The 14,322-nt window shown below is 61.8% G+C and carries 10 protein-coding genes; 3 read left to right on the plus strand and 7 right to left on the minus strand.

The window, feature by feature from the left end; genetic code table 11:
• Window positions 1-71: 71 nt before the first annotated feature.
• The 4 genes from I5961_RS09655 to pvdM form a co-directional block, all read right to left on the minus strand.
• The gene (locus I5961_RS09655) at window positions 72-1,721 is read right to left on the minus strand and encodes a cyclic peptide export ABC transporter (RefSeq protein WP_227235052.1); all 1,650 of its coding nucleotides are present in this window, start codon (window positions 1,719-1,721) and stop codon (window positions 72-74) included.
• 118 nt (window positions 1,722-1,839) lie between these two features.
• Window positions 1,840-2,733 (minus strand): formylglycine-generating enzyme family protein, encoded by an 894-nt coding sequence (locus I5961_RS09660; protein WP_085700187.1) that lies wholly within the window; start codon window positions 2,731-2,733, stop codon window positions 1,840-1,842.
• Between the two features lie 30 nt (window positions 2,734-2,763).
• Window positions 2,764-4,044 carry an aminotransferase class V-fold PLP-dependent enzyme gene (locus tag I5961_RS09665; protein ID WP_227235054.1) on the minus strand — a complete coding sequence of 427 codons (1,281 nt, stop codon included), beginning with the start codon at window positions 4,042-4,044 and terminating at the stop codon, window positions 2,764-2,766.
• A gap of 27 nt (window positions 4,045-4,071) precedes the next feature.
• Window positions 4,072-5,421 carry a pyoverdine-tailoring dipeptidase-like protein PvdM gene (gene pvdM / locus I5961_RS09670; protein WP_227235055.1) on the minus strand — a complete coding sequence of 450 codons (1,350 nt, stop codon included), beginning with the start codon at window positions 5,419-5,421 and terminating at the stop codon, window positions 4,072-4,074.
• 222 nt (window positions 5,422-5,643) lie between these two features.
• Between pvdM and I5961_RS09675 the strand changes: the two genes are divergently transcribed.
• Window positions 5,644-7,272: a PvdJ/PvdD/PvdP-like protein gene (locus I5961_RS09675; protein ID WP_227235057.1), complete on the plus strand. Its 1,629-nt coding sequence runs from the start codon at window positions 5,644-5,646 to the stop codon at window positions 7,270-7,272.
• Window positions 7,273-7,371: 99 nt separating this feature from the next.
• On the opposite strand, the gene I5961_RS09680 is transcribed toward I5961_RS09675, so the two are convergent.
• The 3 genes from I5961_RS09680 to I5961_RS09690 are packed head-to-tail and all read right to left on the minus strand — an operon-like array spanning window position 7,372 to window position 11,929.
• Window positions 7,372-8,775 (minus strand): efflux transporter outer membrane subunit, encoded by a 1,404-nt coding sequence (locus I5961_RS09680; RefSeq protein WP_227235059.1) that lies wholly within the window; start codon window positions 8,773-8,775, stop codon window positions 7,372-7,374.
• A 7-nt stretch (window positions 8,776-8,782) separates the two neighbouring features.
• Entirely contained in the window at window positions 8,783-10,756 is a 1,974-nt protein-coding gene (locus I5961_RS09685; RefSeq protein WP_227235060.1) for a MacB family efflux pump subunit, read from the minus strand.
• Window positions 10,757-11,929, minus strand: a complete 1,173-nt coding sequence (locus tag I5961_RS09690; protein ID WP_227235061.1) for an efflux RND transporter periplasmic adaptor subunit — start codon at window positions 11,927-11,929, stop codon at window positions 10,757-10,759. It abuts the gene before it with no gap.
• Window positions 11,930-12,262: 333 nt separating this feature from the next.
• Between I5961_RS09690 and I5961_RS09695 the strand changes: the two genes are divergently transcribed.
• Entirely contained in the window at window positions 12,263-12,745 is a 483-nt protein-coding gene (locus I5961_RS09695; protein WP_085700180.1) for a sigma-70 family RNA polymerase sigma factor, read from the plus strand.
• A 132-nt stretch (window positions 12,746-12,877) separates the two neighbouring features.
• Complete coding sequence (locus I5961_RS09700; RefSeq protein ID WP_085700179.1) at window positions 12,878-14,215, plus strand: lysine N(6)-hydroxylase/L-ornithine N(5)-oxygenase family protein; 1,338 nt, start codon at window positions 12,878-12,880, stop codon at window positions 14,213-14,215.
• Window positions 14,216-14,322: the final 107 nt, after the last annotated feature.

Here is a 14,322-nt window from a genome sequence, read left to right on the forward strand (position 1 = left end):
ATCCCGCGACCCGTGAAGAACTCTGCTATCGCGCGAAAGCGGGATCAGCTCATCCCTGAGCGGTTGGCGTATCAGGCCGGGTTGAGCGCGGTTTTGACTTTGCCGGCATCCATGCGCACCAACTGGTCGGCGACATCGAAATAACGGTCATCGTGGGAGATCACGATGATGGTCTTGCCCAGTCGTTTGAGGTCGGGCAGCAGCTCGGTGTAGAAGATCCGGCGGAAGGTCGGGTCCTGATCCGCGGCCCATTCGTCGAACACCAGCACCGGGCGCTCCTCCAGCCACGCATTGACCAGCGCCAGACGCTTGCGCTGCCCGGTGGACAGGTCAGTGGTGGTGAAGCTGCCGTCCTGCACACTGACCTTGTGGGCGATTTCCAGGCGTTGCAGGTATTTGTTGGCATCGTCGGGAATGTGCGTATCGCCTTGCACCACGTCATCGAACAGGTAGTAGTCGGCAAAGACCGTGGTGAACAACTGGCGGTAATCATCGCGGGTGAGGGCGGTCACGCATTCGCCGTTGAGGCGGATTTCTCCCTGCTGCGGCGGATACAGACCCAGCAGCAGTTTGATCAGGGTGGTCTTGCCGCAGCCGTTCTCGCCGACGATGAAGACGATGTCGCCTTGTTCGATCTTCAGATTCACCGGCCCCAGCGTGAACGGCTTGGCCTCGCCCACGGCCGGGAAGGCGTAGCGCACGTCTTTGAGTTCCAGGCTCTGCACCGGCTCGGCTTTCTGGCCCTGATCGCTGAGCAGCAGATGCGGCTCGGGCGAGGAGAATTGCGCCGACAGTTCAGCGATGCGGCGGAAGGCGATCTGCGCGCGGCTGACCACCGGCAAGGTGCCGACCAGGTGTTCCAGCGGACCTTTCATGTACAGCAGCACCAGAACAAAACCGCTCATCACGGTTTTGTCAGCGCTGGGCCAGAACGATTGCAGGGCCAGCGCCAGACCGATGACCACAAAGAACAGCATCGAGCCGAAACTCTTGGCAATCACGAACGTGTTGATCGATTTGATCTGGGTCTTGCAGATGAAATCGGCAGTGCCCTTGATGCCGCTGTTGAACATGCGCTGGCGGCGCGGGCGATGAATGCGCAGTTCCTTGGCCCCTTCGGCAATCGCGTTGTAGTGCTTTTGCAGTTCGTCTTCAGCGTCACGGGCGGCGAAGAAGCCCTTGATCCCGCGACCCTGGGCGAAGTACTGGATGCCAGTGCCGATCAGGATCGCCACAACCATGATCAGGAACATTGGCCACGACAGCATCGCCAGGTAGCCCATGCAACCGAGGGTGACGGTCAGCGAGATGGCCAGGGGGGCGAAGGCGAAGGCGAAGTCGCTGATGGTGTCAACGTCATGCGTCAGCACCGGAATCAGGCGATGGCTGCGATAGCGTTCAATCTGCTCGATCGGTGCCGACAGCACTTTCTCACCCAGCTGTTTGCGCAGGGTGGCGATGATGTGCTGGCCGACATAGTTGGTGCCGATGTCGGAACAGATCGAGCTGAGCAGTGCCAGCACGCACAGGCCGCCGAACAGCGCGACTACGCCTTGGGTCAGACCGGATTCGGAGTGCAGCGCATTATTGATGGTGGCCAGCAGGACCGTGACACTCAGGCCACCGACCATACCCAGAATGACCGACAGTGCGACGACGAGCCGAAAAGGTTTGAGTAGGGTGAACAATTCATGAATTGCACCGCGCGTAGGCTGGGTCATGACAGGACAGTTCCTTGGGTCGTAAGGCAGATACCCAGTAGAACGTCTGATCAGGTGCGTAATTTAGACGGTCGCCGACTGGCGGCGACCGGGGGAGGGGGAGAAGCGTTACTGCCGATTACAACTCACGCACGACACGGAAACCGATCCAGTCGCCACGGGTTTTCGGATCGATGTCGTTGCGGTTGCCCGAGCGGGAGAATACCGGCGCCTCACCCCAGTCATTGCCGCGAATGCGCAGGGTCTCGCAGTTGGGTTCAAGCCACGCGCTGCCATCGGTTGGCGCACCGTTGTAGTCCGGGTGATAGCAGTCTTCGACCCACTCATAGACATTGCCGTGCATGTCGTACAGGCCAAAGGCATTGGCCGGGTAGCTGCCCACCGGCGAGCTGAAGCTGTACCCGTCCGCCGGGCCGTAGGTGTTGGCGTGTTTGGCGATGCTGTAGCCCTTGCCCTCGTCGAACGGGAAGGGGAACGGTCCTTTGGATCCTGCCCGGGCACCGTATTCGCGCTGGGCTTCGCTGAGCATGCTGTATTTCTGCCCGGTTTTTTTCGACAGCCAGGCGACGTAGTTCTTGATGTCCTGGAAATCCATGCACACGGCCGGCTGACGCGGGGTTTGCGGGTAGCGCGGTTTGCTTGCGATGCACTCGCGACCAGGGCGCGTGTCGCCGTTGGCGATCACCGCACCGCTCTCGCGAATGTAGCTGTCCCATTCACCCGCGGTGATCTGGAAGCGGCTCATGGCGAAGGGTTTGGCGAAGGTCACTTCATGCATCGGGCCCTCGTCGGGTTCGCGGCCCACTTCATCCTCCGGCGTGCCCATGGTGAAGGTGCCGGCCGGCAGTACGACCATTTCCGGGCAGTCTTTGCAGTCCTTGAATACTTTGCCTGCGGCAGGCGGTGTCGCGGCCTGCGCGGCGCTCGGCAGCAGACCGGTCATGAGGGCGGCGAGGGCCAGTGCCTTGAGCGCGCTGGCGCCGTGGGCAGGGGTCAACAGATCACGTTTCATGAGTCATCTCGTTTAAAGGAAAGCGGAGTGTCACAACTGTTTGTCGAGTACGGCCATGAAACGCTCGATGTCGTTTTCGCTGTTCAGCAGGCCGGGCGCAATGCGGATCACCGGGCCGACGTCGCGTTCCACTGCGTCACACACCACGCGGTTTTGCATGAGCCGGGCGGCGACCTGATCGCAGTCGCGATCCTTGATCCGGAAGAAGGTGAAACCGGCGGACAGATCGGTGCTGCGGGGTGTCACCAGTTCAATCGAGCGGTGTTCCAGCAAGCGGTTCTTGGCGTAGGTGTTGAGTTCGTGAATGCGCGTTTGCACCTCGCGCTTGCCCAGCGACAAATGCAGCTTGAACGCTTCGTCCAGCGCCCAGCGGTGTTCGAAACTGTGATACCCGCCGGGGGTCATGATGGTCGAGAACGTGGTGGCTTCAGAGAAGGTCGGGATGGTCGGGGTGACGTCCTTGAGTTCGCTGGAACGTGCGCAAATGATCCCGGTGCCACGGGGGCCGAACATCCACTTGTGGGTGCCGGCGATAAAGAAGTCGCAGTGCATGTCGGGGAAGTCGAGGTCGTCGACACCGAAACCATGCACGCCGTCGACGACGTACAGGATGCGATCCTTTTCCTCGCGCTGGCGATTGTGCCGGTCCACCAGTTTGCCGATCTCGCCGATCGGCAGTTTCACGCCGCTGCCCGATTGCACCCAGGTCATGCCCAGTACGCGGGTTTCGGGGCGAATGCCCTGGTCGATACGGGTCAGTATTTCGTCGACGGACGCCTTTGCGCTGCTGTCGAACAACTTCAGTTTGCGCACCTTTACGCCATCTTTCTGTTGGCGATAACCCAGCGTGTAGTGGGTTGAGTAGTGCTCGTGTTCGGTGGTGAGAACTTCCTGATCGGCACGCACATGGATGCCGCCATAGATCAGCGCCAGACCTTCGGTGGTGCTGCCGGTGAGTGCGATCTGTTCGGGCTTGGCCTTGAGGTAGCGACCGGCCCATTCGCGCACGGCTTGCTCGCGTTTTTCGGTTTCACCCAGATCCCAGTCCATCGCTCGTCCGGGATTGCGGTCGAGGGTCACTCGATAGCGTTCGATGGCTTCGCGTACCGGGCGCGGATGGGATGTCACGAGGAAGTTGGCGAAATGCAGATAATCCGGATCCTGATCGAACAGCTGGCGCAATCGGTCCCATTTGTTCCCGGCGAGCGGTTGTGGGTTGGCGGCGCGGGCCGGCAGGTTGATGGCAGCGCCCAGGGGCAGGCCGGCGGCAAGGATGCCGGCCTGCTTGAGGAAAGAACGACGGTTGGTCATGAGTTCTGATCGCTTGTTCGAGAGGTGTCAGCGGTTGACGACAGGTTTGGAGGATTTTTGTACCTGTTCCCAGACCCGCAGGAAGTTCCCGCCCCACAATTTGGCAATGTCGGCCTCGCTGTAACCACGGGAGATCAACTCGGCGGTTACGTTGCGCGCTTCGCTGACGTCCTTCCAGCCGTCCAGGCCGCCGCCGTCGTTGAAGTCGGAACTGATCCCGACATGGTCGATACCGATTTTCTTCACGGCGTAATCAATGGCGTCGCCGAAATCCTTGAGGTTGGCTTTGGGCTCTTCGTCGACGATTGCGTAGAGCTGGCCGGCGTACTCGCCAAAGCGTTGTTCCGGCCACACGGTGATGATCGGGTCGCCCGGCATCAGTGCCATCTCCAGGCCCTGCAACGGCTGCAGGTCAAACCTGGCCCGCAATGCGTTGAGCTTGTCCTGGGTCGCCTGGCTCAACGGGCGCAAGTAAGTCGGGAAACCGACGATCTGCACCACGCCGCCGCTGTTCTTGATCAGTTGCATTTCCTGGTCGCTGATATTGCGCGGGATATCCACCAGCGCCCGCGGTGCCGAATGGGAGGCCACGATCGGTGCGCGACTCAGCTGTGCGACCTGTTCCAGTGCCTTGGTCGACATCTGCGAGACATCGATGATGACGCCCAGATCGTTGAGGCGATGCACGGCTTGCTTGCCAATGTCCGACAGACCGCCAAGCGCGTCGCGGGTGTCGTTGAAAAACGGCAGTGGTCGCGAAGAATCGGCCCAGTCGTTGTTGCCCACGTAACTGAAGCCGAACATGCGCATGCCGCGTGCGGCCCACTTGTCCAGGGCGTTCAGATCATTGCCCAGTGGATAGGCGTTGAGCATGCTCATGAAAATCGCAAACTTACCTTCGCCATGCAGGCGGCGGAAATCGTCCGGGGTGTAGGCGATGGCAACCTGATTGGGGAAATCGCGCACCAGGGAGCTGATGATCTTGTAGCGGGTTTCCTGTTCCAAGCGTGCTTCTTCGACAAACCCGGCAGTCGGACGGTGTGGCGCGTTGGCGCCGTTCCAGATTTCCGGCCAGCCGAAGATCGTCAGGGCGGCCCCGGACAGGCGTCCGCGGGCGGTTTTCACCAGATCGAACTGGCCGCTGCCATCCTTGTCGGCTTCGTTGCCGGCCGTGCCGAAATCCAGCGGCACGGTGATGTGGCTGTCGAAAGAGAGGATGCGATCCTGCAGCGCATCGGCTTGCTGCATGACTTTGACCGGGTAACCGGGATTGTCCTTGAACCAGTGCTCCCAGACCGCAAAGCCTGCGGCAGCACTGATCGCCAGGGCCAGCGGCAGGCCGATGTAAAGAGCCTTTTTCGAACGTGGTTTTGTCATTGCCATCTCAGTCAGGTTCGCCGTCGAGGTGCAGGCGCAGGGGCCTTTGCTATCTGGGTGGAACGACTGAGCAGCCGGGTAATTTAGGTCTGGCGCAAAAGAACACAGTTTGAGGCAGGCACTGCCCAGGGCTGCGATCTTTCCGGGACGCCATAAATTTCCCTCTGCAACAAACGTTCTAGCTTGGATAAAGCCTGCTTCATGGCTGACACAGGTAGGGCAATGAAGATTTCTCGACGATGGTTCATGGCGGGCCTGGCATTGACCGGCGCCGCTGTGCCTGCAGCGTATTTTGGGCATCGTGAATGGACGAAGCCGGATCCGACGATCACCCCGGGTGAGGCGTCGTTCGATATCGCGGATGTTGCCGGGCAGCGCCTGGCGGATGCGCTGCGCGGTGTCTGGCAGATTCGTTTCGAGGGCCATGACGCCGGTATCGCGGGTTTGCCCGGAGACGGTCTGGAAGTGTTTCTCGATGTTGCCCACAAAGGGCGCGGCGTGACCGGTTTTCTCGACACGGCCGAGCGTTTGCGCTCGTCACAGGCGCCGCGCTATCGAATTCTCGCGGACCTCGCCGACGTCAAAGCCTCGCAATTGAGTTGGCGTCTGGTCAGCACATCGGCGGCCGACGGTGCACCGGACTACGAATTCAACATGGCGCTGGATGAAGTCTGGGGCGGTTTCGGCAACGCCGGCAGCGGCAGCCTCAGCGGGCGCGTCCTCAACCTTGATCGACCCTTGATGCTGCCGGCGCAGGACCATCGTTTCATTGCCGTCAAGCGTGTGTTCCCCGAGGCCCGCGAACGCACAGGGTTGAACCCGACGTTGCTGGCCTGGCTGATCTCTCCCGAGCACCGCTTGTTCCATCAGCTCTGGCACGCCAGCCGCGACAAGTGGCATACCTTGAGCGAGGAAAAACGCGGCGCCCTGCGCGGTATCGGCTGGCAGCCCGGCCCGCGTGACAAGGAGCGTGACGCCCGTGGCCCGCGCAAGGATCGCAATGGTTCGGGGATCGATTTCTTCTTCATGCACCGCCACATGCTGGGCACGGCGCGTTCAATGCAGGATCTGCCGTCGTGGCTGCATTTTCCGCTGCCGCAGCCGGAGTTGATCCGCGATCGCCAGGGTTTCGCCGCCTACTTCGACAACCACGACGGCACTTCGCTGCCGCCGACCTGGCTGGCCGAGGACGATGACGAATATTCGCAATGGGTCAGCGACATCAAGACGGCCGAGACGTATCACAGTAATTTCCTGGTGTGGGAATCGCGCTACCGTGACCCGCGCTACCTGGCCAAGCTGACCCTGGGACAGTTTGGCTCGGAAGTTGAACTGGGGCTGCACGACTGGCTGCACATGCGCTGGGCGTCCGTGCCGCGCGATCCTTCCAACGGGCAACCGGTGCCGTTTGCGCGTGATCCGGCCGATTTTTCCGCGCGCTGGTACGCCGCTGAAAACGATTTCCTGGGTGATCCGTTCTCCTCTCATGTGAGCCCGGTGTTCTGGGCGTTCCATGGCTGGATCGATGATCGCCTGGAGGACTGGTTCCGCGCGCACGAACGCTTTCATCCGGGCGAAGTCAGTCGCTTGCAGGTCAATGGTGTGCCGTGGTTTGCGCCGGGACGCTGGGTGGAAGTCGCCGATCCGTGGCTCGGGCCGATCACTCACGGCTGCAGCACGGTGCCGGGCCTGCAGCCTGGCAAGTCCGTGGAGATGGATCCGGAAACCATGAAGCTGGCCCTGCGCATCACCTTCAGTGACGACGAGAAGGTGTTGTCGTCGTTGTTCCGCAAGGTGCCGCGGCGTCCATGGTATGCGCGTCATCTGAAGCCCAAACAGACGCCGGTCTGAGACGCTCTTCACTGCACTCGCCGGCAGGTCGACGCCCACGCATTCAGTTGCATCGATGAATGTTGTGGGCTTCGGCCTGCTGGCGATTGCATTCGCAGGTCAGCGTGATGCCAGTGTCTGCCAGCCGCCGCCCAACGCCTTGTACAACGCGATGCTTGCCTGCATTCGCGACAATCGCAACTGCACATTCAAGTCCTGCGCGGCATAGAGCGTGCGTTGGGTTTCCAGTACCGTCAGCAAGTCCTCTGCGCCGGCCTGGTAGCGACTCTGGGCGATGTCGAACGCCGTCTGCGCTTGCCGCAGTTCCTCGCTTTGCCATTGCCGTTGTTCATCGAGGCCGCGAATGCTGTTCAAGGCTTTTTCGACATCGGCGAAGCCGTTGATGATCGCGCCGCGATAGTTCTGCAGCAGTTCATCCTGACGTGCAGTGGCCTTGTCGCGCTCTGCGCCGAGACGACCGTTATTGAAGACCGGCCCGATGAGTCCGGCGGTCAGGTTATAGAAGGGGCTGCGCAGAACGTCGCGGAACTGGTCGGCCCCCGAGCCGATACTGGCACTCAAAGTGACAGTGGGCAGCATCGCGGCGCGGGCGACTTTGACGTCGGCCTTGGCGGCGGCCAGTTGTGCTTCGGCACGGGCGATGTCCGGGCGGCGATTGAGCAGATCGCTTGGCACGCCCGCGGCGATTTCCGGCCAATGCAGTTGATCGAACGATTCCCGGTTCAGCGCAAGTTCCTGAACCGGGCGACCCAGCAGGGCTGCAAGGCTGATTGAAGCGTCCCGGGCCTGTTGCTGCACCCGCGGCAATTGCCGTAGCTGGGCGGCTACCAGGCTTTTCTGCTGAGCCAGTTCCAGGGCGGTTGCCGAGCCTGAGTCAAAACGCGTTTGCACCAGTTTCAAAACGTTCTGCGCGTTGGTCAGATTGAGTTCGGCAATGCGGCTCTGCTCGCGCAGCGACAAGGTTTGCGCATAGGTGTCGGCGACACTGCCGAACAAGGTCAACTCCACCGTGGCGCGGTCGAACTCGCTGGCCTGCAAGGCGAATTGCGCACTGTCGCGCAAGGCCTGTTTGCCACCCCAGAAGTCGATTTCGTAACTGGCATTCAGATTGGCGTCGAAGTAATCCACGGCCTTGTTGCTGCTGTCGGCGTCCAGTTGGCTGTAGCCATTGCCGCGCAACAGTTTCTGCCGATTGGCATTGAGCCTGGCCTGCACTTCAGGCAGTTGTGAGCCGCCGGCGATCACGGTGCCGGCCCGGGCCTGGCGTACCCGGGCCATGGCGGCGGCGAGGTCGAAACTGCCGGCGCGAGCCTGTTCGATCAGACGATCAAGTTCCTGGCTGCCGAATTGTTTCCACCATTGCGCATTGATGCGGTCGACGCTGGCGCCGTGGGGCGATTGCCAGTTGGCGGGCGGTTGCAACCCGCTGTCGGGACGCTGGGCGGGACTGCCGCAGGCGCTGAGCAACAGGCACACGGTCAATAAACTGAGGCGCGGTTTCATAGATCGATCATTCACTGGTAAGGGCCGTGACCGGGTCGAGCCGGGCAGCTTTGCGGGCCGGCATGAAGCCGAAGACAACGCCGGTGACAAGGGCGCAGCCAAAAGCGCCGAGCACCGCCAGCAACGAGAAGGCGACGGCAACGTCGCTGAGGATCAGCACGCCGCCGACGATCAGCGCCAAGCCAATCCCGGTGATCCCGCCGACCACCGAGAGCATCACCGCTTCGGTGAGGAACTGCCGCAGAATGTCGCGCTGGCGAGCGCCGGTGGCCATGCGAATGCCGATCTCGCGGGTGCGTTCGCGCACGGTCATGAGCATGATGTTCATCACGCCGATCCCGCCGACCAGCAGCGAAATCGCCGCAATCGAACCGAGCATCAGCGACAGGGTATTTTGCGTGCGCGCTTCGGCCTGGATCATGGCGGCGTTGTTGGTCAGTTCGAAATCCTTTTTGCCGTTGTGCAGGCGCAGCATCAATTGCTCGATGGCGTGTTCGGCTTCCTTGACCTTGCGTGCATCCGCCGCGGCGATGGCGACGTATTCCGGATTGCGCGTGCCGAACAGCCGCACGCTGGCAGCGGAGTAGGGGATGGCGATGCGGTCGTCGCTGTCCTGATCGCCGGAGCTGGCGCCTTTTTCCTGGAGCACGCCGACCACCTGGAACGGCACGTTCTCGATCAGGATGTATTGGCCGATGGGGTTGAGCACATCCTTGAGCAGTTTGTCGCGAACCTTCTTGCCGATCACCGCCACCGCGCTGGCGTTGCGCTCATCGGCATCGGTGAAGTAGCTGCCCTCGACCACCGGCCAGTTGAAGATCGCCGGGAAGTTGGTGTCGTTGCCGCCGACGTAGCTCATGTGGTCGGCGTTGCCAAACCGCACACCAGCCTCCGCGCCGTTGACCGGCATGATCCGTTTGACCTGCGGCAGGCTGGCCAGCGCCGCCACGTCATCGAGGGTGATGATGCCGGGCGGCGTGCGCGGATTGGGTGCCGAGCCGCTGAGGTAAATGATGTTCGAACCGAAAGCCCCCATCTGCGCCATGACCTGACGCTTGCTGCCTTCGCCCACTGCGAGCATGACCACCACCGAAGCGACGCCGATGATGATCCCGAGCAGGGTCAGCGCGGTGCGGAAGCGATTGATCCACATCACCCGCCATGCGGCGTGCAGAGCGTCCACCAGTTCGCCTTTCCAGGCCCCCGAGGCTTGTGCGCCCTCGGTCAGGCGTTTGCGCAGGTCGACCGCTTGCAGGGCGCCGGGGCTGGCTGTAGTCCGGGCGTCGGGACTGTCCTGGGCGCTGTCGCTGATGATCAGGCCGTCGCGGATCTCGATAATGCGCTTGGCCCGCGCTGCGACTTCGCGGTCGTGGGTGATCAGGATCACCACGTGGCCCTGGCTCGCCAGCTCGTCAAGCAACGCCATGACTTCTTTGCCGCTGTGGCTGTCGAGGGCGCCGGTGGGTTCGTCGGCGAGGATGATGTGGCCGCCGTTCATCAGTGCCCGGGCGATCGACACCCGCTGCTGCTGACCGCCTGACAATTGATGGGGGCGGTTGCCGGTGCGCGAGGCCAGGCCGAGGCGGTCGAGCAGGGCGGCAGCGCGGGCGTGGCGTTCGGCGGCGGGAGTGCCGGCGTAGATTGCCGGCATCTCGACGTTCTCCTGGGCCGAGCCGGACGGAATCAGGTGATAGCCCTGAAACACGAAACCGAAGGCTTCGCGCCGCAGCCAGGCCAACTCGTCGGTGTCGAGGTCGGCGACGTTTTCCCCGGCGAAACGGTATTCGCCGCAGGTGGGCCGGTCGAGGCAGCCGAGGATGTTCATCAGCGTCGATTTGCCGGAGCCGGACGCGCCGACAATCGCCACGAATTCCCCGGCGTGGATCGACATGTCGATCCCGCGCAACACATGCACTTCAGGGGCGTCGCCACCGCCGTAGGATTTGCGGATGTCCCGCAGGTCGATCAAGGGCGTCTGCATTTAGCCACCGCTGCCGTCGGCCGGGCCGATCAACAGGTGATCGCCTTCGTTCAAGCCTTCCAGCACCTGGACTTTCAAGCGGTCGCTGATGCCGGTGTGCACTTCACGGGACTGGATGTCGCCATTGGCGGCCATCACCTGCGCGGTCTGCCGGTTCGCGGTGGCTGTGCCTTGCAGGGCGGCAACCGGTGCAGTGAGAACGTCTTTGGCCTGGCTGGCGACGAAGAATACCTGGGTGGTCATTTCCGCCATCAGTGCGTTGTCGGCGTTGTCGACATCCAGCAGCACGGTATAGAGCACCACGCGCGCGCTGCCGCTTTTGCTGGAACTGGCAGGACTGCCGCCGCCCTGGCTGGTCTGATCCAGGGGTTTGGGCGGTACCGGCAGGATTTGCCGCACGGTGCTGGTCCAGCGTCGATGGCCGCCGCTGAGGGTAGTGAAGTAGGCGGTCATGCCCGGTTTGACGTGGCCGATGTCGGCTTCGGAAACTTCCGCCCACACGGTCATCGGCGACAGCTTGGCGATCCGCAGGATCAGCGGTGTCTGTTGTTGGGCGTTGAGGGTCTGGCCTTCGCGGGCATCGAGGGCAACCACGGTGCCGGCCATTGGCGCATAAATGCGGGTATAGCCGAGCTCGGCCTGATCGCTGCGCAGGCTGGCTTCGGCCTGACGGATCTGGGCCTGGAACATGTCGATGCGCGCCTGGGTGGCTTTCAGTTCGGCGCGGGCGGTCTGCACGTCTTCTTCGCGGGTGGCACCGCCAGCGGCCAGGTTCTGCTGACGCTGGTATTTCTGCTGCGCGAGCTCGTGCTGGGCTTTCTGTTCCTGCAACTGGGCCTTGAGGTTTTCGATGGAGAAACGTCCGGCGTCGAGTTTGGCTTTCTGGGTGGACGGATCGATTTCCACCAGCAGTTGACCTTCCTTGACCACGTCGCCGACTTCCACATGAATCTTGCGGATCTGCCCCGACGCCTGGGCGCCGACGTCCACATAACGCCGTGGTTGCAGGGTGCCCAGCGCGGTGACGCTGCTTTCGATATCGCCGCGGGTCACTTGCACGGTGGCGAACTTGTCCCGTCCTGGAGGCAGGATCTGCCAGGCGGCGTAGGCGACAACAGGGATCAGACAAAGGACTACGAGCAGGGCGCGTCGGGCGGGGCGGGGACGTTTCATGCAGGGTTCCGGCCAGTGGAAATCGGCCCGTCATTCAGAGGGGTGCGCAGGATCGGGCACCGTTGAACGCTGCCGCAGGGCGCGACAGACACGGGGGGCTGTCCTGTAAACGATGAAAGCGGAGGGGAATTTAAGCGGCGACACAGGTTGTTACAGCAATCTGTAGGTATAGCCGGACACTATTTGTCGGGCAACGACAAACACCACTTTAAATCTATATGAGAATTACTATAAATTACGCGCCTCAAGTTGCCACTATCTTGCTACTGCCTTGTGCGGCTCAGCAGAACGGTGTGCTCAAGGACAGAACCCGCATTCAGGCGGCCGGGAGTCATGTTGGAAAACTACTATCGAGAGCTGGTGTGTTTCCTGAACGCCAAGCTCGGCAACCGTCAGGTGGCCGAAGATGTGGTGCATGACGCTTATGTGCGGGTCCTGGAGCGTTCCAGCGATACGCCGATCGAACAACCCCGGGCCTTCCTTTATCGCACCGCGCTGAACCTGGTGATCGACGACCACCGGCGCAATGCCCTGCGTCAGGTCGAGTCGCTGGAAGTGCTCGACAGCGAAGAGCGCTATTTCACCCCGTCTCCCCACAGCACCCTCGATCATGGTCAACGTCTGGAGATGTTGCAGCGTGCGCTGGCCGAGCTTTCACCGCTGTGCCGCGAGAGCTTTCTGTTGCGCAAGATCGAAGGCCTGTCGCACCCCGAGATCGCCGAGCGCCTTGGCATTTCCAAGGCTCTGGTGGAAAAGCACATCGTCAACGCCATGAAACATTGCCGCGTGCGCATCAAGCAATGGGATGCCCATTGAGCCGTCGTCGTTAAATTTCATTTCACTGTCCTCGTTCCTACTCAACAGACGATCTGCTGTCCTGCTCCGGGCCGGCCGGTCACCCAAGCTCTTCCTCCGCGCTGTTCGGGGTTCATCCAGAGGACACTGGAAATGACACAGGCAATTGCATCGCCCATCGTTCACGACCTGATCGGCGTCGGTTTCGGCCCTTCGAACCTGGCGCTGGCCATCGCTCTGCAAGAGCGCGGCCCGATCCAGGGCGAGCTGGATGTGCTGTTTCTCGACAAGCAACCCAACTACAGCTGGCACGGCAATACCCTGTCGACCCAGAGCGAGCTGCAGATTTCCTTCCTCAAGGATCTGGTGACCCTGCGCAACCCGACCAGCCCGTATTCGTTCGTCAACTACCTCAAGCACCACGGTCGTCTGGTGGACTTCATCAACCTCGGGACCTTCTACCCGTGCCGCATGGAGTACAACGACTACCTGCGCTGGGTGGCCGCGCAGTTCACCGAACAGAGCCGCTATGGCGAAGAAGTGCTGACCATCGAGCCGGTGCTGCACAACCATCAGGTTGAAGCGCTGCGGGTGATTTCCCGTGGTACGGACGGCCAGCAGTTCGTGCGCACCGCGCGTTCCGTTGTGGTCAGCGCCGGCGGCACGCCACGCATTCCCGAGGCGTTCAAGGCGCTGAAGGGCGACGGTCGGGTGTTCCACCACTCGCAGTACCTGGCGGAAATGGCCAAGCAGCCGTGCGTGAACAATCAGCCGATGAGCATCGCGATCATCGGTGGCGGGCAGAGCGCGGCGGAAGCCTTTATCGATCTGAACGATTCGTTCCCGTCGGTGCAGGTCGACATGATCCTGCGCGGCTCGGCCCTGAAACCGGCGGACGACAGCCCGTTCGTCAACGAAGTGTTCTCGCCGGAATTCACTGATCTGATCTTCCAGCAGAAGAGCAGCGAGCGTGAGCGTCTGGTCAACGAGTACCACAACACCAACTACTCGGTGGTCGACATCGACCTGATCGAACGCATCTACGGCATCTTCTACCGCCAGAAGGTCTCCGGTGTTGCCCGTCATGCGTTCCGTACCCTGACCACCGTCGAGCAAGCCACCGCCACCGAACGCGGTATCGAACTGACTGTGCGCAACAACGCCACCGGCGAAGTCACCGTGCGTGTCTACGACGCGGTCGTGCTGGCCACCGGTTACGAGCGTCAGATGCACCGCAAACTGCTCGCGCCGCTGGAAGAGTACCTGGGCGACTTCGAAGTCGATCGCAACTACAAGCTGATCACCGACGAGCGCTGCAAGGCCGGCCTGTACATGCAGGGCTTCTGCCAGGCCAGCCATGGTCTGAGCGATACGCTGTTGTCGATCCTGCCGATCCGTGCGGACGAGATTGCCGGCTCGCTGTATGAGCATGGCAAGAACCGTGGGCACAGCCGTTCGATGGCGGATCTGTTGCTGGCGACTGCCAGCTAAGTATTCTTTCAGCCTCCACACTGATCATTCCCACGCTCTGCGTGGGAATGCCTCAAGGGACGCTCCGCGTTCCAATGGGGCGCAGAGCGTCCCCGGCTGCATTCCCA

The sequence above is a fragment of the Pseudomonas sp. IAC-BECa141 genome, assembly GCF_020544405.1.
GTDB lineage: Bacteria > Pseudomonadota > Gammaproteobacteria > Pseudomonadales > Pseudomonadaceae > Aquipseudomonas.